This window comes from Pedobacter sp. GW821-FHT01D05 (assembly GCF_059422505.1).
In genome coordinates, this window is sequence record NZ_JBWKXA010000004.1 from 43,886 (window position 1) to 63,115 (window position 19,230).

16 protein-coding genes are annotated in these 19,230 nt (G+C 39.4%); 4 read left to right on the forward strand and 12 right to left on the reverse strand.

Annotated features, from left to right (window positions below; translation table 11 throughout):
• Window position 1: 1 nt before the first annotated feature.
• The 11 genes from AC07VK_RS15270 to AC07VK_RS15320 form a co-directional block, all read right to left on the reverse strand.
• The gene (locus AC07VK_RS15270) at window positions 2–1,867 is read right to left on the reverse strand and encodes a type VI secretion system Vgr family protein (protein ID WP_492961530.1); all 1,866 of its coding nucleotides are present in this window, start codon (window positions 1,865–1,867) and stop codon (window positions 2–4) included.
• A 359-nt stretch (window positions 1,868–2,226) separates the two neighbouring features.
• Window positions 2,227–2,622: a type VI secretion system tube protein TssD gene (gene tssD / locus AC07VK_RS15275; protein WP_025141860.1), complete on the reverse strand. Its 396-nt coding sequence runs from the start codon at window positions 2,620–2,622 to the stop codon at window positions 2,227–2,229.
• 130 nt (window positions 2,623–2,752) lie between these two features.
• Complete coding sequence (gene tssD, locus AC07VK_RS15280; RefSeq protein WP_025141859.1) at window positions 2,753–3,148, reverse strand: type VI secretion system tube protein TssD; 396 nt, start codon at window positions 3,146–3,148, stop codon at window positions 2,753–2,755.
• A 503-nt stretch (window positions 3,149–3,651) separates the two neighbouring features.
• Window positions 3,652–4,224 (reverse strand): NAD(P)H-dependent oxidoreductase, encoded by a 573-nt coding sequence (locus AC07VK_RS15285; RefSeq protein WP_492961532.1) that lies wholly within the window; start codon window positions 4,222–4,224, stop codon window positions 3,652–3,654.
• A 123-nt stretch (window positions 4,225–4,347) separates the two neighbouring features.
• Window positions 4,348–5,736, reverse strand: coding sequence for a DUF5458 family protein (locus tag AC07VK_RS15290; RefSeq protein ID WP_492961534.1), 1,389 nt, complete (start codon window positions 5,734–5,736; stop codon window positions 4,348–4,350).
• A gap of 18 nt (window positions 5,737–5,754) precedes the next feature.
• On the reverse strand, window positions 5,755–6,201 hold the full coding sequence (locus AC07VK_RS15295) for a hypothetical protein (protein WP_492956049.1): 447 nt from the start codon (window positions 6,199–6,201) through the stop codon (window positions 5,755–5,757).
• A gap of 56 nt (window positions 6,202–6,257) precedes the next feature.
• Window positions 6,258–8,774, reverse strand: coding sequence for an ATP-dependent Clp protease ATP-binding subunit (locus AC07VK_RS15300; protein WP_492956048.1), 2,517 nt, complete (start codon window positions 8,772–8,774; stop codon window positions 6,258–6,260).
• Between the two features lie 5 nt (window positions 8,775–8,779).
• Entirely contained in the window at window positions 8,780–11,155 is a 2,376-nt protein-coding gene (gene tssR / locus AC07VK_RS15305) for a type VI secretion system protein TssR domain-containing protein (protein WP_492961536.1), read from the reverse strand.
• A 39-nt stretch (window positions 11,156–11,194) separates the two neighbouring features.
• Window positions 11,195–12,172: a PKD domain-containing protein gene (locus AC07VK_RS15310; protein WP_215124637.1), complete on the reverse strand. Its 978-nt coding sequence runs from the start codon at window positions 12,170–12,172 to the stop codon at window positions 11,195–11,197.
• Window positions 12,173–12,206: 34 nt separating this feature from the next.
• A complete protein-coding gene (locus tag AC07VK_RS15315) occupies window positions 12,207–12,692 on the reverse strand; it encodes a type VI secretion system transmembrane protein TssO (protein WP_492961538.1) in 486 nt (161 codons plus the stop codon).
• Window positions 12,693–12,702: 10 nt separating this feature from the next.
• Window positions 12,703–13,224 carry a hypothetical protein gene (locus AC07VK_RS15320; RefSeq protein ID WP_492961540.1) on the reverse strand — a complete coding sequence of 174 codons (522 nt, stop codon included), beginning with the start codon at window positions 13,222–13,224 and terminating at the stop codon, window positions 12,703–12,705.
• A 178-nt stretch (window positions 13,225–13,402) separates the two neighbouring features.
• Here AC07VK_RS15320 and AC07VK_RS15325 point away from each other — a divergent pair, with 178 nt between their 5' ends.
• Together AC07VK_RS15325 and AC07VK_RS15330 are read left to right on the forward strand one after the other, a co-directional pair.
• Complete coding sequence (locus tag AC07VK_RS15325) at window positions 13,403–13,837, forward strand: GPW/gp25 family protein (RefSeq protein WP_492956044.1); 435 nt, start codon at window positions 13,403–13,405, stop codon at window positions 13,835–13,837.
• Window positions 13,838–13,863: 26 nt separating this feature from the next.
• Window positions 13,864–15,729, forward strand: a complete 1,866-nt coding sequence (locus AC07VK_RS15330) for a type VI secretion system baseplate subunit TssF (RefSeq protein ID WP_492961542.1) — start codon at window positions 13,864–13,866, stop codon at window positions 15,727–15,729.
• Between the two features lie 301 nt (window positions 15,730–16,030).
• Here AC07VK_RS15330 and AC07VK_RS15335 read toward each other — a convergent pair whose 3' ends face one another.
• Entirely contained in the window at window positions 16,031–16,969 is a 939-nt protein-coding gene (locus AC07VK_RS15335; RefSeq protein WP_492956042.1) for a type VI secretion system baseplate subunit TssG, read from the reverse strand.
• Between the two features lie 117 nt (window positions 16,970–17,086).
• On the opposite strand from AC07VK_RS15335, the gene AC07VK_RS15340 reads away from it, so the two are divergent.
• Both AC07VK_RS15340 and AC07VK_RS15345 read left to right on the forward strand, forming a co-directional pair.
• Window positions 17,087–17,980: a TssN family type VI secretion system protein gene (locus AC07VK_RS15340; protein ID WP_492961544.1), complete on the forward strand. Its 894-nt coding sequence runs from the start codon at window positions 17,087–17,089 to the stop codon at window positions 17,978–17,980.
• A 21-nt stretch (window positions 17,981–18,001) separates the two neighbouring features.
• Window positions 18,002–19,141 carry a hypothetical protein gene (locus tag AC07VK_RS15345; protein WP_492956040.1) on the forward strand — a complete coding sequence of 380 codons (1,140 nt, stop codon included), beginning with the start codon at window positions 18,002–18,004 and terminating at the stop codon, window positions 19,139–19,141.
• Window positions 19,142–19,230 lie beyond the last annotated feature (89 nt).

Genomic DNA, 19,230 nt, shown 5'->3' on the forward strand with positions numbered 1-19,230 from the left:
ATCAAAAAAGATTTGATTTTTCTGCACTGTTAATCTCTACCGTTTTTTCAGAACTCTCCAACAGCATGTTTTCTTTAGTGCTAAAAATAGTTACCTTTTCAGCATACTGAGTTGATTCCTGCGCACTTCTCATGTATGCTTTTTCTACCATTTCAGTTTTATTATTTGCTGATTCTTTCATATCTCCAGTGGCGCTGATATTGATATCTTTTCCGGCGGTTTGTGTAATGTCTTCGTTGGCACTTGAGGTAATATTCTCACCAGCACTTTCTGAAATGTTTTTACCCACTTTTACGTCCATATTTTCCTCCACATTAATCTGCATGTTCTTACAGTTTAAAGTCATGTTCTCCAAAGCGGTAATGGTGATATTATTGCCTTTGGTATCGATATGGATAATATTGCTGTGGATATCGGTAATTTTAATGCCCTGTGTATCCTGATTATCATCAAATTCTATTAAATGTCCGCTTCTGGTAATGATACTTTTAAGGTGGTTTTTAATTAAAGGGCTACTATCCACACTAGCGCTGTGGTAAACACTTCCCATTACTACCGGCCTTGCTATATTACCTTCTTCAAACGCAATCATTACCTGATCATCGATTTCTGGTATGGCGAAATATCCACGGTTATTACCCCTATCGCCAACACCGGCACTTGGCGTAACTACACGTAGCCATTCGGTAACGTCGTTTGTTAAACACTCCCACTTAAATTTAACCTTAATACGCCCCTGGCCTTGTGGATCGTTATTATCAATCACATCTGCCAGTTGCATATCCGGTTGTGGTTTTTCGAAGTTCTTTACCAGTAAACGTTCAGTTGTGGATACTTTTCCTTCAAAAGTATTGTGGTATTTGCCGTTTTCGTCTATATAATGTGTAATACTGGTAATAAGAAATTTACCCAGACTTTCGGATGTAAAAGCAAGTTCTTTACGAAGGCTCATTGTAATTTCGGCAATACTGCCTATGCTTAAACCTGCATTATCACCCCTGGCTGTTACTTTTAAAAGCTCACTTGTATTGGCTTTCTCTTCATTTTCTACCAGGTTTTTAATATCGTTATTATTATCTACCCTGATTAATGAAGGTTGGTTGAAGGTTTTACTAAAAGTAAGATTAGAAGCTTTTACAGCATGAGATAAATCGGGTGTACCATCTACCTTACCTGTACTTTCGCTCAGCAACATTTCGTTCTGCTTCGGATTATAGGAGAACCGTTTATTTTTTATCGGTGCAATTTCCATTGCATACTGCATTTCCTGAACATCTCTGCCATAAAATAGGGCTATTTCCTTTTGTGTATTGGGTTTTCCAAAATTAAGCTGTTTGCCATCGTAAAAAAGCCATTCGTGGTACTCGGCCGAAAGGCGGTTCAAAAAAGCAAAATCGCTTTCACGGTATTGGATTATATAATCGATTGATGTATTTCTTGCGGCATTGGCCACCACTTTTAAATCATTGGCAGGCGTATCCTTAGTTGCCAATTTCACGATCTCATTCAGGTCTTTATCTAAGTATGAACCCAAATCAGGTCCACGATCGATTAAAATAGTTGGGCTATACCCACTTACAATTAAAACACCATGGTAACCATGACTTTGTGATAGTTCAACTTTAGAAACCAGGCCTACAAAATTCTGCATACCTTCTGCCGAATGGCCAAAAGAAGCAGTTAAGGTTTTACCCACAAAATCGCGGCTATCATCTAAACTGATCAGCCCCGGCGCCCCCATCTGGTCGTGGTTAAAACGCAGTTCAAAATAGTGATGTTCGTTAAAAGCCTGTTGAAGGATAAAAGAAGCAAAATGTGTAATTTCCTTATCCTCTATATTGATTTCAGCAATGAGTTTCTTTTCCATATTAATTTATCTTGATCACAACAATTACCCTAAGCCAAATGCGGGGTATGCATATGCCCTTATATTAAAAATGGATCCATTTTCTGCAAACCGTATGTTCAGATGAATATTGTGTGTTGATGCCGAACCAAACATTTTACCTGAATAGTAATCGTTTTTTACTGCAACATGTTTGGAATGGTTAGACATAATTGAGCATTAATTTTTGAGCTGGCTTTGTAAATTAATATATGCATCAAAAAGCCATGTTATTTTTTTGGATGATTGGATGATAGGTAAATGTAGGGTGATGAAAATAGCAAAGGATTAAAGCGTCCCGGAAAATCGGGACACTTTAATTACTATATGTTTAGTAATGACTAAGCTTTAGGCCAATCGTTTTCGTGTTCTGCATTGCCCAGCTTTAGCTTACGGGCCGATACGACAAAACTTAATGTCATAGGTGTATTGTCGTTTACCGCAATACCCTCGTTATACTGGATGATGTAACCGTCTTCGAAAGACAGTTCTTTCATTTTTGCATCTTCTTCGCCTTTCTTGAAAACCAATGTTCCTGAAAGCGGCTTGTACTGGTTGTTAACCATCGATTCGATCACTGAAGTATCTTCGGTTGATTCGATTTCGATGTGGATAGTACCACCATAAACACCTGAAGATGGACGCCCTTTTGCATCAACATCTCTATTTAATGAAAAGCTGCACTGTAGTACATCAAATTCTTTTGATCCTAAGTTTAAACGGGTTTTAAATGCCATTGTAGTAAGTTTAAATGTTTTGAAATGAATGAATTGCGGTTGGCGGTTGGCGTGGAGCGCATGGCGTTGGCATTTATTTACCTCATGCCCTAAACCTTACACCCTCTACCTTTTTACCTTCAACCTTTCTCTAGGCTTTTGGCCAGTCGTTAAGGTGCTCGGCGTTGCCTAATTTAAGCTTTCTGGCTGAAATCTGGAATTTGAGCGTCATCGGGTGATCGCCCACAATGTTTATCCCTTCGGAATATTTAACAATGTAGCCATCCTCGAAATTAACTTCTTTCATTTTGGCATCTTCTTCTGTTTTTTTGATCAGAAGCGTTCCTGTAATAGGTTTGTACTGGTTGTTTACCATCGCCTCGATTATTGAGGTGTCTTCGGTTGATTCGATCTCAATGTCGATGGTACCGCCGTAAACTCCGGAAGAGGGTCTTCCCTTAGCATCTACATCACGGTTTAACGCATAGGCACAATGAAGCACATCGTACTCCTTGCCTGAAAAATTTAATCTAGCTTTGAAAGCCATAGTTTTAAAATTTAAAGGTTAAAAATTTGATTTACGTAGCCTCCGCTACTGTGCCAAGACTCCCAAATATCAGGCCAAACATGATCTATATAGCTTATTGATAGGTGATAACCGCCATTCAAAAAAACGACACATGTATCTACCGCCTAAAAACGCAGTTATACAACGTCTTTTTGTGGAAAAAATGTGGAAAAGCAGATTTATCTTTAGTGTTACAAATACATTACAGTAAGTGGTTGCACTACAAAATCGTAGCGATTGTACACAAAGTGTTGTGTTTTAGGACAAGTGCACTGATAAAGTAAATATAATGATCTGCTAAGACACACACACCGCAGAAATAAATATTAACCACAGACGGAAAGGATGTACACAGCTAAAAAAATCCGTGTTTATCTGTGGCTAAAAAGAAGTTAGGCTCAGAAAGATAAACCGATTTATGATAATTGTAAAAAAATAATCTGATGGTCTGTATGACACATGGCGACATAAATGATGAAATTTTAGATGAGCTGTGAGCCGAATTTTTCCATTTTGGTTAGCCATTTTTGGCTATAATGGTTCTCGAGCGAATGCAGTTCGCCAATGGTATTGGTTAATACAGGGCTCATCTTACATTTTTCGAACACTATTTTTTTTATGGATAAATAAGTGGTTTTCTTATTAGCTTTCCACTCTTTAAAAGTTGCCTCATCCAAGATTGATACAATCCTGGCCGACCGACCGCTAAAATTGTTGTTTACATTCTGCTGCTGGGTCGTAAAGATCTGATCGGGCATAAAAAGACGATCGAAAAACCCTTTAACTTTTGCAGGAATATGATCAACATATACCGGACAAAAAAGCACCACATGGTTACTCTGCCTAATGGCAGTTAACGCTTTCTGCAGGTCGGGCTCCAAATCGGCAATCTGTCTGTTGTTAAACAGCTTGTTCGAATTAAATATCAGATCGATAATGGCCAACTCTCTAACGGTAGCGCCAACACTTTCTGCCCCTTGCTTGTAGGCATTAATCAGGAAATTTGTAGATGCGTTTTTTTCAATATCCCCATTGAGGAGAAGTACTTGCTTCATTTTTTTTGATTAATCTGATCTGGCCGATGCATTACAAAATTATAAAGAATTTGTTAAGTGTTATGCATAACCCATAAAAAAACCCAACGCTGGGGTTGGGTTTTTATTTTCAGCTATCAAAAACTATTGCTGATTATATTCTGAACTCCATGTGGTATTTTCATCTTCACCTTTGTGTCCATCCAGTTTTACCACAAAACTTTTAGCCGGGAAATATGGTGTGATATGGATATCCAGGTGGATCCTGTCTTTTTGTTGTTCATCTCTTTCGAAACGCATAATTTTAAATCGTTCGATTAAGCGGTCGGCACCCTGGATACCATCCAAGAATTTAACAATCTGGCCACGAAGGTCCTGTTCCGTTTTAGAAGTCCAGTTTTCGAAAGCCCTTCTGTTCAGGAAATCGAATAATACTTTGGTAATATAATCGAATACGCGTACAACCGAATAAGTTTGTAAACCAATGTTATCGCCATTAAATAAGGTTTTGGCAGAGAAAGCCATTACTTTACCGTATTCGTTAACCATTGGCACCAAACCTACTCTTTCTAAATGGGAGATTTCACTTTTCTTTAAATCGAATTTTACACCATCTACCTCGTTTATAGCGCCATGTTTTTTACCTGCAGTAACCTGCGACATTAAGGTGTAATACATTTTACCTGCAAGTGCTGCTGATCCGGGCACGGTTAAATCGTCTTCCTCGCCCACTTCTGCAACTTTACCCCGGCCAACCAACCAGTTACAGGTCATGATTACGTTCGATCTGAATGCATCGCCTCCGGTAAAGTTTGCTGCGGTAAATAAATCAAGTACATCATCCGGCTGATCAAGATCGGCAAAATCGGTTACCAGCATGGCTTTGTTGTTATGCGCAATTTTACCCCATCTCTCCAACACTTTATTGGAGCCCATATAGCCAGGCACAACCATCAGCGAGTAGTTATTGCGGAGATCCAAACGGTCATAATTCTGTTTTAGCTCATCATCTACATATTCGATAAAACGTGGATTATCGAGATCTTTGATCTGATCCATTGATGCATTTAACAGCACCACATTTTTAAGTTTGTCAGATTCGGTATTTTTATAAAATAAATGTACCGAACGGTATGCCTGCTCCAGTTCTCTTGTACTTTCTAATGCGGTACCAATGTTTTTATTCAGGTTTTCTTCTGCCGCATTTAGCTTTTGGGTACTTTTTTCTACCATATCGGCAACTGAAGTAGAAGATTCAAGTACATCGATCCAAAGCTGGATTTTCTTTTTCAACTCTTCGCGTTCTTTCTTTTTCTCATCACCTGTTAAGAAGATCTGTTTACGGGCTTTACGTTCAGGGTTTAAATTCTGCAGGCCATCAACAGTGGCTTCCAACAGATCGAAACCGCCAACACGGGCCAGTTTTTCGAGGTTATCTTTAAGTGATGTTTTTTCTATGGTTTTGGCTTCAGCTGGTTTAAAGCCTGCCTGGCCTGTATTTTCGTCGGTTTTTATTTCTTGAGGGTTTGACATGTTTTCCTGGCGTTTAGATTATTTATTTTGCTCCAATTCGTCAACAAAGTTTTTCAAGGCGTTAATGAAGGCCGACTTTGTTTCTTCGTCATCAAGTGTAGCTTTTAAGGTTTTGTTCGATTTTAACTGTTTGATCACGTTAAGTGACATTTCTTTTTCGATGTTCACATTAGTGAGGTAGTTACTTTGGTTGATGATGTTTTTCACACCAAAATCGCCCAGATCGTTGAAATTTATCGTTTCGCTAACGGTAGATCCATCCTGTTTCTCGAAAGCTACCTTCACATTTGGTTTATAATGTTCGAATACATCTTTCACCGTTTTTAATCCCTCTACTTTTTCGGGTTTTATCGGATCGTTATCGGTAAGTTTCTGTACAAAAAGTGTTTTGTTGTGGGCAATTTCCGCGAAGGCTTCTGAGGTGTCAATTTTTCGCTCGTTACCACCAATTTCATAATTAAACATAGTATGTTGATTTAGGTTTACGATTATTTTTTTCTAATAATATAATAGTTAACGTTTTAACTCAATTTTTGTTCCAATGTTATCGTTTCAGGCTGAATAATATTCCATTCGAGTTTATCTTCCGCTGCATGTTTGCTTACTACAACCTTCGATCCTTTTTTTAGTTCACCAGAAATGATGTATTTCGAGATTGGCCTGCGTAAAAGATTTCTGATAACGGCCGATAGCTGCCTTGCACCATATTTGGGTGTAAAACCATCTAAAGCGATCATTTTTTTGGCGTCTTCCGCAATTTCAAACTCGATACCCATTTTATTGAGCGATTGTACCAAACTGTTTAACTGGATTTCGAAAATACGCACCACATTACTTTCATTTATCGGCGCAAAAGGAACAATTTCGGAGATCCTGGCTAAAAACTCGGGGCGGAAATGCCCGGCCATTACTTCCATTAACTGATTAGAAGCAGGGATTACACCTTTACCGATCTGTTCGGCAATCCATTCGCTACCAATGTTCGAGGTAAAAAGAATCAGTGAATTACTAAAATCGCCCTCTTTTCCTAAACGATCGTGCATATGGCCTTCGTCCAGGATCTGTAAAAAAGTATCGAAAACGGAAGGGTGTGCTTTTTCAATTTCATCAAAAAGCAGTACAGAATAAGGCTGTTGTCTGATTTTATTCACCAATAAACCGCCTTCTTCATAACCTACATAACCTGGAGGCGCGCCATAAAGTAAGGCTGCACTATGCTCTTCCTTAAACTCAGACATATCGAAGCGGATCATCGCTTTTTCGTCGTTAAACAAAAATTCGGCTATTGATTTGGCCAGCTCTGTTTTACCGGTTCCGGTTGGCCCCAGTAAAAAGAAGGATCCTATTGGCTGTCCTTTTTTATTCAATCCGCTGCGCGATTCGAGTATAGCATCAGAAACAGCTTTTAAAGCCTGATCCTGTCCTACCACGCGTTTTTTAAGATACTGCTCCATATTGAGCAATTTCTCCTTTTCACCAGCTTGCAGTTTACCCATAGGGATACCCGTTTTGTAGGCCACTATAGAAGCAATATCCTGTTTGCTGATGCGATCGCTTTTTTCAGCGGCATATTTTTTTAATTCCTGTAGGCTTTTGGTAATATAACCCTGGTATTCATCGGCGGTTTCGAAAGCATCGGTTTGTGTTTCATCTGTTAAACGCCCCAGTAAAACCGGACTTAATTTATTCTGAAGCAAGGAGAAAAGCCATTTGTAATCAGCAAATTTCTCTGCTTCCGGTTCTTCGGTATTGGCATTTAAAGCTTCCAGATCGGTTTCCAAACTTTCGATTACCTGATCGGAGGTATCGTTCATCATTTTCATGGCGGCCATTGTACGGTCGAGCAGATCGAATGCAGAATCAGGGAGCCTCCTATCTTTCATGTAACGTTTGGCCAGGCGCACACATTCGCCCAAAGCATCGGGTTCGATGGTTAAGGTATGGTGCTCTTCGTATTTTACGGCCAGTTTCTGCAGCATTTTAATGGTGCTTTCTTCGTTTGGCTCATTTACCTGCAACACTTCAAAACGCCTGCTGAAAGCCTGCTCAGGCTCGATAATTTTGCGGTACTCATCAATGGTTGTGGCACCGATTACCGTAATTTCGCCACGGGCCAGTTCTGGTTTCAGCAAATTCCCTATACCCGCTCCCAAAGGGCCCTTACTATCCAATAAAGTGTGGATTTCATCAATAAACAGCACAGCCTTTTCAAACTGCTTGATTTCTTTGATGATGTTTTTTAAACGGTCTTCTATTTCTCCCTTGTAAGAGGCACCTGCAATTAACGAACCTAAATCGAGCTCAAAAAGCTGCACGGGTTTTAAATTCTCGGGTACATTCTGGTTTACGATATCAATGGCAAAACCATCAACCAAAGCCGTTTTACCTACGCCGGCATCACCGGTTAGGATTACATTTGGTTTAGTGCGGCGGCAAAGGATTTCCATCATCTGCCTGGTTTCTTTATCACGGCCGATAATCGGGTCGGTTTTACCATCGCGCACCATCTGCAACCGATCTATACAGTATTTATACAGGGCGTTACCTGTACTTTTACTTTCGGCACCAGCGCTTGTTTTATCAGGCGAAACCACCCGCGAAATTTCATCATCTTTTACATACAGATCCAGGATCTCACGTTCTTTAATGGGGAACGATTTTAACTGATCGGGCTGAAAACCGATACCCGGTTTTGCCAATGCGGTTAACACACATACCGGGGTAATTAAATCCAATCCCAGTTTAATGCGTACATTATCGGCCTCTTCAAAAATCACTGCAATTTCTGGCGCACCGCTTACGGTATCGGTAAAACTCGCTGATTTTGCCTGTTCATCAATCCGCACTTCAGCCCATTCGCTAATGTATTCTTCATCTTTACCAATAGAAGTAATGAACGAGCGCAGGCCAACATCTTTATGCATCAATCCTTTGAGCAGGTGAGCTGCAGTAAACACTTCGTTTCTGTACTCTTTAGCCAAAGACTGTGCAATGTGCAAGGCTGTTTTAACCGATTCGCTTAAATTTGTAACTGCCATATCCCTTAGTTGGTTGTAGGCAATACTGCCGGGTTAAAATTATTTTCGGTGATGTAGTAGTATATTTTGCCGTTCGAGATAAACTGCTGCTCAATCTGAGTAGCCCTCTTAATCTGTTGAACCGATTGATTTAATAATTTAATGTACGTTTCGAACGCTTCGAGTGGCATTTTAGAAGTGTTCTTTAAATCGCCAACGGTATATTCCTCTAAAAATTTGTTGTTTAAAGGCAAACCTGTTACCAATTTAATATAGTTGGCCAAGGTTAAACGCTTTATGTTGCCCGATGACTCTTTAATACCCAGCATCTGTTTTGGCATTTTCACATAATTTTTAACAAGTTTACTCCTAAAAGAAGACTGATCGGCCTGTAAATTCTGCCCCAACATAATCGAAAACACATCTACAATCTGCTTGTACTCCATGTTGTTTAAAACGATCGCGTATTGTAATGTTGAGGGGTTGTTTTTTACCGCATCAACCGACAGGTTTGCAGTGCTATAATATTTAAACGCATTGTGTGGCATACGGTCTGCAACTTCAGGGCCAACGGGCTCTGGCAATAAACCTTCTACATCGGCAGTCAGGTTTTTACGCGATATGCCTGTTAAACGGAAAGCACTATCCAACGAACTGATCTGGTTATAGATATCGGAGTTGGTTTCTTTTACAAAACGGCGCAAAGCAATCGTCATGCTCTGGTTGGAGTTTACAGAACCTTTTGTTGGGAAAACGACCCCGCCCTGGATTAAACTGTTTTTAGGATAATCTAAATAGTAAGAGATAGAATCCTGTAAACTGGTATTATAAGGCTGGAAGCTTTTTAAACCCTCACCCTTTACCATGGTGTTTTTTCTGTATTCGGCCGAGCGGATAGCCGATTCGGAAACGAGTTTACGCGACTGGATTACAAAATCGTTAAATGATTGATTAAAATCACTATACACCTGTAAGGCCAAAATACGCGCATCTGCCTGCGCAACCTGCTCACTCAATTCATTAATGAGGTAATTGTTGGTTCCCCCGGTATTTCCGGTACTGCCAACTAAAACAATTAAATTGGTTTCGTTCTTTTTTGCTTTAAATAAGTCTAACCCAGCTTTTATTGCCTGAAAAACAGGTTCCTCACTTATTTCTCCATTACACCTAACGGTATTTTTAGCCTGATTTGAAAGGAAAGTCATCAACTGCCTGTAATCGTTCTGGATTGGGCTTACGAAAATACCTTTTAAAGCGCAACCACTTTCGCCGCGGTATACTACACCACCAAAGTTTACTTTTGTTCCTTTACCAAAATCGCCCATAATATTTTCGAAAGAAGCAATGGTATTGGTCATTCCGGAAAAATACTTGGTCATTGGGCTGCCACCGTCCACTACAAAAACAACATTTACCTTGCTTTTATTTTTACGGAGGTTCAGGTAGTCCTGATAAGAAAGTGCAGAACCGTTAATGGTTAATATTTTATTGTCTTTTTTATTGAAAACATCTGCAGCGATACCTACCGTGTTACCTCCTTCATCGTTTGAAACAACGGGTACACTACGCAGGATCAGGTTTTCCCTTGGCAATAAGGGATCTACAGCGAAAGCTGTTCCTTTATTAATTCCGTTTTTGATGGCTACCGAAGTAGAATCATCCTTGTCGTAATCGCCAGGTTTAACCGAGGTAATGTACAAACGGTCGCCCCAGCTGTGTACGGCTTCGGCAGAAACCCAACCGTAAATACTTTTTAAAGCGGTATCTGCAACCAGCTGGTCATCAGAACCGATCAGGTATTTCTTACCATCTTCTGATTTTTTGTAGATATAGGCAATTTCGTGCAACCTTACTTTTGTACGCCGGTCTTTAAGTTCGGGTGTATTGTAAACCAGAATAGAATCGGTGGTATCGAAATAGAACTTTGGTTCGGTTAAGGCATTTTTCCCGTTTACGATACCGATGGCTTTTTCTGCATAACCTGTTTTTTGGTTAGAGAAAGCGCGTTGCCATAAAAGCAGTTTAGATTTTGCGATCCAACCATAACTGATGGCACTTTTTTTATCGTTTATTTTTCTGCCCCTGATCATTCCGGCCTTGTATTTAATCAGTTTCAGGTAGCCGTTTTCTTCTTTTGAAACATAGAAAGGTTCCATAAAGCTGATTTTTTTCATAATCAGGCTTCCACCGGGTGCAGTAGTGGTATAATTATCTTCACGGTCTGAAAAAACAATCCATGGCAAACTGCTGCTACTGGTATTGTCCATTACGTTTATGCTTTCTGAAGGCCTTTCGTAAGATTTAGGCATGTATTTTACTCTTTTGCCAAAGGATGCCGGCGATTGTGCGTAGGCAAACGATATTCCTATAAAAAGGAGGGTTAAGGCATAGTATTTTTTCATAATCTGTAGATGAGCTTTAAAATTAGGTGAGCGGTTAATTTATCTTGTTTTGGCCGGTGCATCAGCAGTTGTTGCCGCAGGCTGGGCCGTTCCCGAATGTTGTTTAATGTTTACCAAGCTGGCACAGGTAGAATTTGGCTTGATGGTTAGCTGCGCTTCATCAACGGCTATTTCTCCCCCAAAGGTGAGTCCCATGCAGTACGAGTAAATATCGGTCTGTTTTTTCTTACCGTTCATTTCAACATTTACCGTTACTTTTTCGTTACCGCACATGTACTTGTTAACGAGATAGTAATAGTTGGAGTTAAAATCGGCACCATTGGCGATGGCCTGTAAACGCGCCCTGATATCATCAATGGTTTTTCGTTCGCCATCGCCAGGGGCAACAATATCTTCAACGATTTCGGCATTTGGATCAGTGATCAAAATGTTTAGAAAAGCGGGTTTACGGCTTTTATCCGAACGCAGGCGTACCACATATTTCCCTGGGGCCCGGTAGGTGTATAAAGCGGTTTTTCCTTTAACATCTACGCGCCCAGTTTCGCCGAACGACCATTCGAAATCTTTTCCTTCCCCATCTCCTTCGAGCCTGATTTCTTCGTTAACCAAACCTGCAGTTGGGCCGCTAATGGTTAGTACGCTATCTACAACCGGTGTATGAACGGTATCGCGTACGGTAACCGGAAATTCCTGACGGAGTTCGCCATCAACGGTTAAGCGCACAATATAAGTGTCGGGCTTTGTGTAGTGATAAGAACCGGTTTTTGTGGTGGCTTTTTCTCCGTTTCCGAATTCCCATAACCATTTGGTAGCTTTTGGGGTATTATCGGTAAAAACCAGACTTTCGTTTAAATAAATTTCATCTTTTAAGATCCGCGCATCAATTGTTCTCTTTTCGAACAATGAACTTTTAAATAGGAAAATAAGACCTGTTAAGAGCAATACAGCTAATAGGATGTAGAGAATAACATAGCCCTGCGAATTTGAATTAACTTGCTTGGTGTTTGTGTCAGACATAGGTAGCGTTTTTTATAGGTTGTTTTTGAGGTATTTATCTAGCAGATATGGTTTGCTGCAATTGTCGCCTGTTGAGAATACAATCGTCCAATTGCCGTTTATGCAATTCGATATCTGTAATGTTTCTATTTTGTTCCTGCCTATCGTAAAATAACCTGTCGTACAGCTGTGCCGTTTGAACAAATATTTTATAACGCTGGTCTGATGCTTTACGGTCAAACGCAGCCCTGATAGCGCCTAATGAATTCTGTATATCGTTTTTCAAGAAAACCGCCTGTACATTTGGGTTGTAGCGGGTAATCTGTTTGTAAGTGGTATCAATGGTAGGCGAAGTTTCTTTTACCATACTTTCGAATGTTTCGTTCTCGCTGATTTTTACCTCAAGCTCTTCTTTGGAGATTTCGTAGCGCGATTTATCGCTATAAAAAATACCAAAACTTAAAAGCCCTACAGTAAAAACAAACAGCGCTATAAAAAACAAGAATTGTTCGCGTCTTTCTTTTATACTTAATTTTATCATAATCGTTTAATTATCGGCCGAAGCGTCCGTTTCTGATTTTAGTTGCCGTAGCCTGGTTTGCGCGGTGGCAATCGTTTATCTGTTCTTTATACCTTTGGATATCGCCCCTTGATTTAATAAGCGAATCCTGCAGATCGGCCATTGCACCAACATTATTGTTTATTTTGGTGTAGAGATCAAAACTCGGACTGGCCTGCGTTTTTTTAGAAATAAGGTCTTTAATCCTGTTGTTGGCACTTTGGATATCGCCCAAAAGGATGCTCTGTTTGCTCATTTCGTTGGCATTGTAATCGCGGTATTGGGCAAGTTCTTTAAAACGGACAAGGATAAGATCGAAATTGGTATTGATATCTTTTCTCAGATAAGATAGTTTTTCGGTTTCCTTCACCTTTCTATCGAGCAGGGTATACTCATAATCGGATGCGACAAAAAAGAGATAAATACAAAGGATAGAGAAAAGCGTTAGGAATACAAAGTTTAAGATAAACCTCGTGTAAGCGGTCCTGATTTCGATGGCATTAATGGGTTTCATAGAGCATTAATAGTTTCACATAGCATTGGTTATCATATTAATCTTACATCTCGCTCACATAAAATCACTCAAAATTTTCAAATTAACACTATACTATAACATTTTTTAATATTTGTTGTTTGGTTATTAAAACGATATTATTTCTTTTACATTTAACAAACTTTAAGCCAAACCGTGTATGTCTGAAAATTTTTACAACAAACCCTTCAGATTTAAGTCGGTTTTCTCAGGTGTTGGCCTTCAGCCAGCTGACCTCGGAAAATCGATTTCGAACCACATAGAACTGATTATTTTTAGCCGTTTTGGTGAGCATCGGTTCCATAACGATTTTGGATGTGAAATATGGGATCTCGACTTTGAGCTAATCGTGAGCGAGAGCATTTGGGAGGAAAAATTCCGCAAATCGTTGCTAAAATCCATAACCGACTATGAATTTAGGATATATAATACCGAGGTAGAAGTACGCATTACTGAGGTAGAAAATGTATACCCGTTACGTAAGATAACCGAGATTAAAAAAAAGGTAGATATTAGCGTTAGTGCACTAATAAAAACCACAGGAGAAAAATATTTTTTTAATACCGCTTTATTTCTTAGCCCATTATCAACTTAATCTAAAACGCCCAAAATATTCTACACATGAAACCAGTTTTTTATTCATCAAAAGATGAAATCCGGAACAGAATTTTAAAAAATGCAGAAGATTTCTGGAATATTAAAGACAGTAACGACTTCGATCCACTTGTTAGACTGATTATTGAGGCGTTAAGCAATGAGCTTTTTAATGTATCCAATGATGTTAAAAATTTAGAGAACAGGATTTTTGACAAGATCAGCCGTATTTTAGCTCCAGATCATTTAACTTCATCGTTACCGGCACATGCCATTATGCACGCCAGGCCGATTGAACAACAGGACTATCTTTCGATCTATTCGCAGTTTGCATTTAAAAAGAATATCCCGCAGGAAAATGATAAGGCAAAGAAAACCGATATTTTTTTTAGCCCGCTGCATACCGTGAAATTAAATAATGCATCTATAAAATATATTGTTACCGGAAATACACTTTTTAATGTAGAACAGTTGGGCAAGCAGCCTATACACAATACCCTCCCTGGCACTTCTGTAGATAAAAACACCATTTACATAGGCTTTGACGGCATTAAAGACTGGATGGACTTTAATAAACTGAATTTATTTTTCGACTGGAAAAATTATTCGGTACCCGAAAACACTTACGATCTGCTCTCACTGGGGAAATGGTTCTACAAAAACAATGAGCTCGCCGCCTATACAGAACGTTTTATGGATGAGCCTTTAACGGGTAAGGTACAGGCACCGTTTCAGCACAAACAATTGCTTAATCTGATTAAAGCAGATGTTTTACAGTTTTACAGCAACAGGTTTATTACCCTGGGCGATCTTAACGATTTTAATATCGACGAAAGCAGGGAACTACCTCCTGAGTTTGCCAACCTTTTCCAACCGGGTGTTTTAAACCAGATCGATCATTCGGTAAAATGGCTTAAAGTAATTTTTCCGGCGGCTATAAATCAGGAAATGCTGAACGAGCTTCATATTTATATCAATGCGTTCCCGGTGGTAAATAAACGGTTAAGCCAGATCAAACACCGCCTTAAAACGATGAACAATATTATCCCGATTAAAACGGAATCATTCGATCAGATGCTTGCGGTAGAAAACCTGAAGGATAATAAAGGGAAAAGTTACAACGAGATTCCTTACACCAATGAAAACGAAAAAGGAGACGGATCTTTTTCGATCCGGTACGGAGGCACGGAGCGTTTTGATACGAGAAACGCCAAAGAGTTAGTAGATTACCTTTTTGAGCTATTACGCGATGAGAAAGCAGCTTTTACAGCTTACGGACCTGATTTTTTAAGCACCATCCTTAAAAATTTGGAACAGAATATCGCGCTTATTGAACAAAAAAGCCGCTCAGCGCTTAAAGACATTAAAGAATTACCCAGCTACATTGTATTGAAACCGATTGGCGATGCGGATATTTTATTCCTTGATATCTGGGTTACACAAGCAGAAGAGGCCAACCACATTAATGCCGGAAGCCGTTTAGTGGTATACGATAACAATAAAGTAAATGCAGAGAGTATCGTTTTATTGAGCCAAACGAAAGGCGGCCGGTCGAGATTGAATGCAACCAACCGAGTGCAGGCTTATAAATATGGTTTAACCACGGCCGACCGGATTATTACAAAGGCTGATGTAATCAATTTTTGCCGTTACGAGCTGGGCAACAAATTAAAGGGCATTACCCTGGCCAAAGGCCTGATCATGGATAATAAACCAAATGCAGGCTTTATTAAAACTACTGATATTTTGATCGAACCTGCAGATCAGCTTAACCTTAGCATACAGGATTGGGAAGAACTGTTGAGTTTAACTTTGGCGAAATTAAACCTAAGGAGTACGATGAATGTGCATTACCGTATGCTGTTAAAGCCAGTGTTGTACAAAGCGGTTTAATTTAAAATAACTTTTTTATCTATTCAGTCCTCTAAGGCAGTTCGTCATCCTGAACCAAGCCTTGGCGAGCTCACCGAAGGTAATTTATTTCAGGGTCTATCTAGCTTGAAAGATGCTGAAACAAGTTCAGCATGACGATCGAGTCAAAGAAAAGAGTAAAAAACATCTCTATATCAGGAGTATCGCAGATTGGAAATCCTTCGACTCCGTTCAGGATGACAGTTTAACAAACCAGGCCGTCATCTCGACTGGAACGCAGTGGAATGGAGAGATCTACTAGTATAATTCCCACGAATACATGCTAAAGGTATACCGTATACCCTAAATATGCACTTTCGCCATCCTCGCTCAATATCGTTTCCTGATAATCGGGTGCGGTAAGGAGCGCTACATTAACCTCTGCATCAACAGGCATTAAATAACTGATGGCCATATCTAAAATTGCCCGGTTTTTTTGTCCGGGAATAAACTTAACCAGTTCCTGTGGCAAAGTTGGACCGATATTAACATGATAAGCTTCGTGTTCGGGGGTAAAGCGATCACCAATGATGGTATCAATGCCCAATGCACTTCCACCCAGCTGCATCTGCATTTCTTCGGCAATTTTTACCGGTGCAATATTAGCTGTAGCATCTACAATGGTAAGTGGCAGGTTAAACAGTGCAGTAAGTACTTTTGATGCAAAACCGATATCGTTTCTCTTTTGCTGAATTTCGGGTAGCAGGTGCATCCAGATGATGCTTTGTTCTTTATTGAGTAAATTAAATTCATCCCATCCAAATTCAAAAATCTGACTTAAATCGGAATAGGTTGTTTTTTTATCGAGCATATTTTCATATAACTCGGTCATGACCCTTACATAATTAATTTCCGCATCAAAGGGTGTAAAAAACAACCTGGCTTCCTTTTCTTCTTCTCTCCTATCCCTGATATCTTTAATCATAGATTCCTCGTCCATACCTGCACTACCAGTTGGCGGACGGTGGAAAAGCCCTTCAGGCAGCATATCGTACAAACCCTCTCTATTGGTATTGATGCGGATACGGTCTTGCCTTCTTCTTTCCGTATAGTAGGTAGTTGTATTTTCAATATCCTTAGCAAAAGCACGCTTATCTGGCCCTATCGGGATCACCTCAATCCGATCGGCATCAATTACCTTACGCTCTATTAAATCGGCAGCATGAGCCACCGCTTTATAATCTGTAAAGAGTTCGTTATTAATCAAAGTTTCTTTTTTCATTTAAACTTTAAGCTTGCTTATTTGTTATAGGTTAAATTTATATTATCGAAAAAAAATAGGATTATAATCAAATACTAAAGATACTATATTTGTAGTACATCACATCTATCAAAATTAATGGACGTTCAATCATTTTTTATTCGCTTTCTCTTATTTCCGCTGATATTTATAGTCTCAACGGCGGTGCTTTCTATCATCAACAAAAAGAACCAGTTTCTTAATAACAAAAGACTTATCGTAAGTATTCTGCTTATCGGCATTATTTTAGCGGCTCCGGGTTTCTTAGGGTTCCTGAACTTTAATTTCATGCCCTGGGGGTATATTATCTGCTGTATTTTTTATCTTTTAATGGGAACAGTATTCGTTTACCTGCTAACAAAATACTACCCTAAAGATATGCTGGAGCGCAAGGCTTTTATCTTTTTTGCCACTGTAATTTCGGCTATTTTAGCCGTTTATTTATATCAGCTCGCCTTTAACTGGTTAAGCGTTGTAAATTTTGGATGGTTTGGTGCCGGCAGCATCACCTGCTTTTTTGTTCCACTTATTTTTTGGTGGGCTTATGTTTCACTGCTTGGTATCCCTTCAGAAATCTATAAGATCTGGAGATATCCCGATACGCCATTGGACATCAACATGGACCATGTAGATTTTAACCGTTTATTGGTACTGGAGCTGGAGCTTTACAAAAAAAGCAGCGATCCCGAACCTTTAAAGGTAAAGGTAAAAGCTGTAGAAAACATGAACTTCGGTATCTGGTTCCACAAGTTTATTGATGATTACAATTTAAAATTTGCCAAAAGCCCGGTAGAATTTAGGGGCGACGATATGGAAAATTATAAATGGATTTTCTTTATTAAAACTTCTTTTTTTAAACGCAATATTTTCATCGATCCGGATCTCGACATTATCGAAAATGGCATTACAGAAAAAATGACGATTTACGCTAAACGGGTATCTGAAAACGTAAACAAACCCAATGAAGTTGGAGAAAGTGCTATCTTTATCTAATCTATAATAAAAACATCTACCATGATAAAGCCGCTAAAATATAAATCCATTAACTGGATTAATGGCATGAAGCTTTCCAGTGATCATTTTACATTAAGTGATCTTTATTTGCAGGACTTTGTACGCGATGCCGCCTCTCTACATTTAAATAATAGTAATTACGGACTTTTACCGCCTTTTGCAGGTTATAAAAGTTCGCACGATATCGAAATTATCGAAAAAGCAACCAACCATATCGAGGTAAGGGTGAGATACTGTAATGCCATTACGCCCGAAGGCTGCCACATTGATATTATACAATCTGATAATATGGATACGCTGGTACACAACCATTATTTTGGCCAATCGGAACCGCGTAACTATGTTATTTTATTAGTGGTGAGCCCCTTTAACCGTGTACCAACGGGCACACCAAACCCTGAAGAAAACCCGATCCGTTACCCGGAGCTTGCCAAAAGTTATTCTATTGCGGTTTTACCGGAGAGCGAGGTGGGTTCACAAACAGCAGATAGTTATTTCTTAACCATTGGGCAGGTTTACTACGAAAATGGCCGGTTATCGATCAACAACAGTTATATCCCGCCCAGCTCAACCATAACAAGTCATCCAGCCCTGATTAGATATTATGAATCTTTTAGTGTTTTACTAAACGACTTACAGCTGGCTGCTTTTAAAATTATCGATAAAACAGGAGGAAGGGACAACATTACACCGCTAGGCAAGAACATCCGTTTAATCTCAGAGAAAATTGTAGATTACATTGCGGGTTTATTTTACGAATATAGAAACATTGCACATCGCGAATCGCCAGCAGTTTTAGCAGGTTATTTCTCCAGCCTGGCACACATTTTTTTTACGGCCATTAAACTGATTGACCCCCGCGAAAGAGAAGAACTGTTAAAGTATTTTTACGAGTGGAAAGATGTAACCCCGGGAAACTTTGAAGAGCTTTTGGCCAAAACCATCGAACTGGTTTACGATCATAAACAAATTAACAACAGTATGCTAATGGCCAACGAATTTATGAATGTATTGGTAGCGCTTTGGAATAAGTTGAGTGGATTAGAATATATTGGCCAGCGCAAAGAAAATATTGTGGTTGCCGAACAGCAAGTTGTACAGCAGGTACAGGCCAGAAAAACCTGGACATTGCTGGATTAAAATTATTTCTCGGCGTAAATTAATAATGGAGGGTGTATCATAAAGGCGATTTCAGCACAGATCCTGTCATGTTGAGCCTGTCGAAACAC

Coding starts and splice junctions, on each gene's coding strand:
- AC07VK_RS15270 (WP_492961530.1), bottom strand. CDS start 1,867: ATGGAAAAGAAACTCATTGCTGAAATCAATATAGAGGATAAGGAAATT.
- AC07VK_RS15335 (WP_492956042.1), bottom strand. CDS start 16,969: ATGAAAAAAGAAACTTTGATTAATAACGAACTCTTTACAGATTATAAA.
- tssD (WP_025141859.1), bottom strand. CDS start 3,148: ATGGCTTTCAAAGCTAGATTAAATTTTTCAGGCAAGGAGTACGATGTG.
- tssR (WP_492961536.1), bottom strand. CDS start 11,155: ATGAAAAAATACTATGCCTTAACCCTCCTTTTTATAGGAATATCGTTT.
- tssD (WP_025141860.1), bottom strand. CDS start 2,622: ATGGCATTTAAAACCCGTTTAAACTTAGGATCAAAAGAATTTGATGTA.
- AC07VK_RS15340 (WP_492961544.1), top strand. CDS start 17,087: ATGGACGTTCAATCATTTTTTATTCGCTTTCTCTTATTTCCGCTGATA.
- AC07VK_RS15330 (WP_492961542.1), top strand. CDS start 13,864: ATGAAACCAGTTTTTTATTCATCAAAAGATGAAATCCGGAACAGAATT.
- AC07VK_RS15315 (WP_492961538.1), bottom strand. CDS start 12,692: ATGATAAAATTAAGTATAAAAGAAAGACGCGAACAATTCTTGTTTTTT.
- AC07VK_RS15310 (WP_215124637.1), bottom strand. CDS start 12,172: ATGTCTGACACAAACACCAAGCAAGTTAATTCAAATTCGCAGGGCTAT.
- AC07VK_RS15320 (WP_492961540.1), bottom strand. CDS start 13,224: ATGAAACCCATTAATGCCATCGAAATCAGGACCGCTTACACGAGGTTT.
- AC07VK_RS15345 (WP_492956040.1), top strand. CDS start 18,002: ATGATAAAGCCGCTAAAATATAAATCCATTAACTGGATTAATGGCATG.
- AC07VK_RS15325 (WP_492956044.1), top strand. CDS start 13,403: ATGTCTGAAAATTTTTACAACAAACCCTTCAGATTTAAGTCGGTTTTC.
- AC07VK_RS15290 (WP_492961534.1), bottom strand. CDS start 5,736: ATGTCAAACCCTCAAGAAATAAAAACCGACGAAAATACAGGCCAGGCA.
- AC07VK_RS15285 (WP_492961532.1), bottom strand. CDS start 4,224: ATGAAGCAAGTACTTCTCCTCAATGGGGATATTGAAAAAAACGCATCT.
- AC07VK_RS15300 (WP_492956048.1), bottom strand. CDS start 8,774: ATGGCAGTTACAAATTTAAGCGAATCGGTTAAAACAGCCTTGCACATT.
- AC07VK_RS15295 (WP_492956049.1), bottom strand. CDS start 6,201: ATGTTTAATTATGAAATTGGTGGTAACGAGCGAAAAATTGACACCTCA.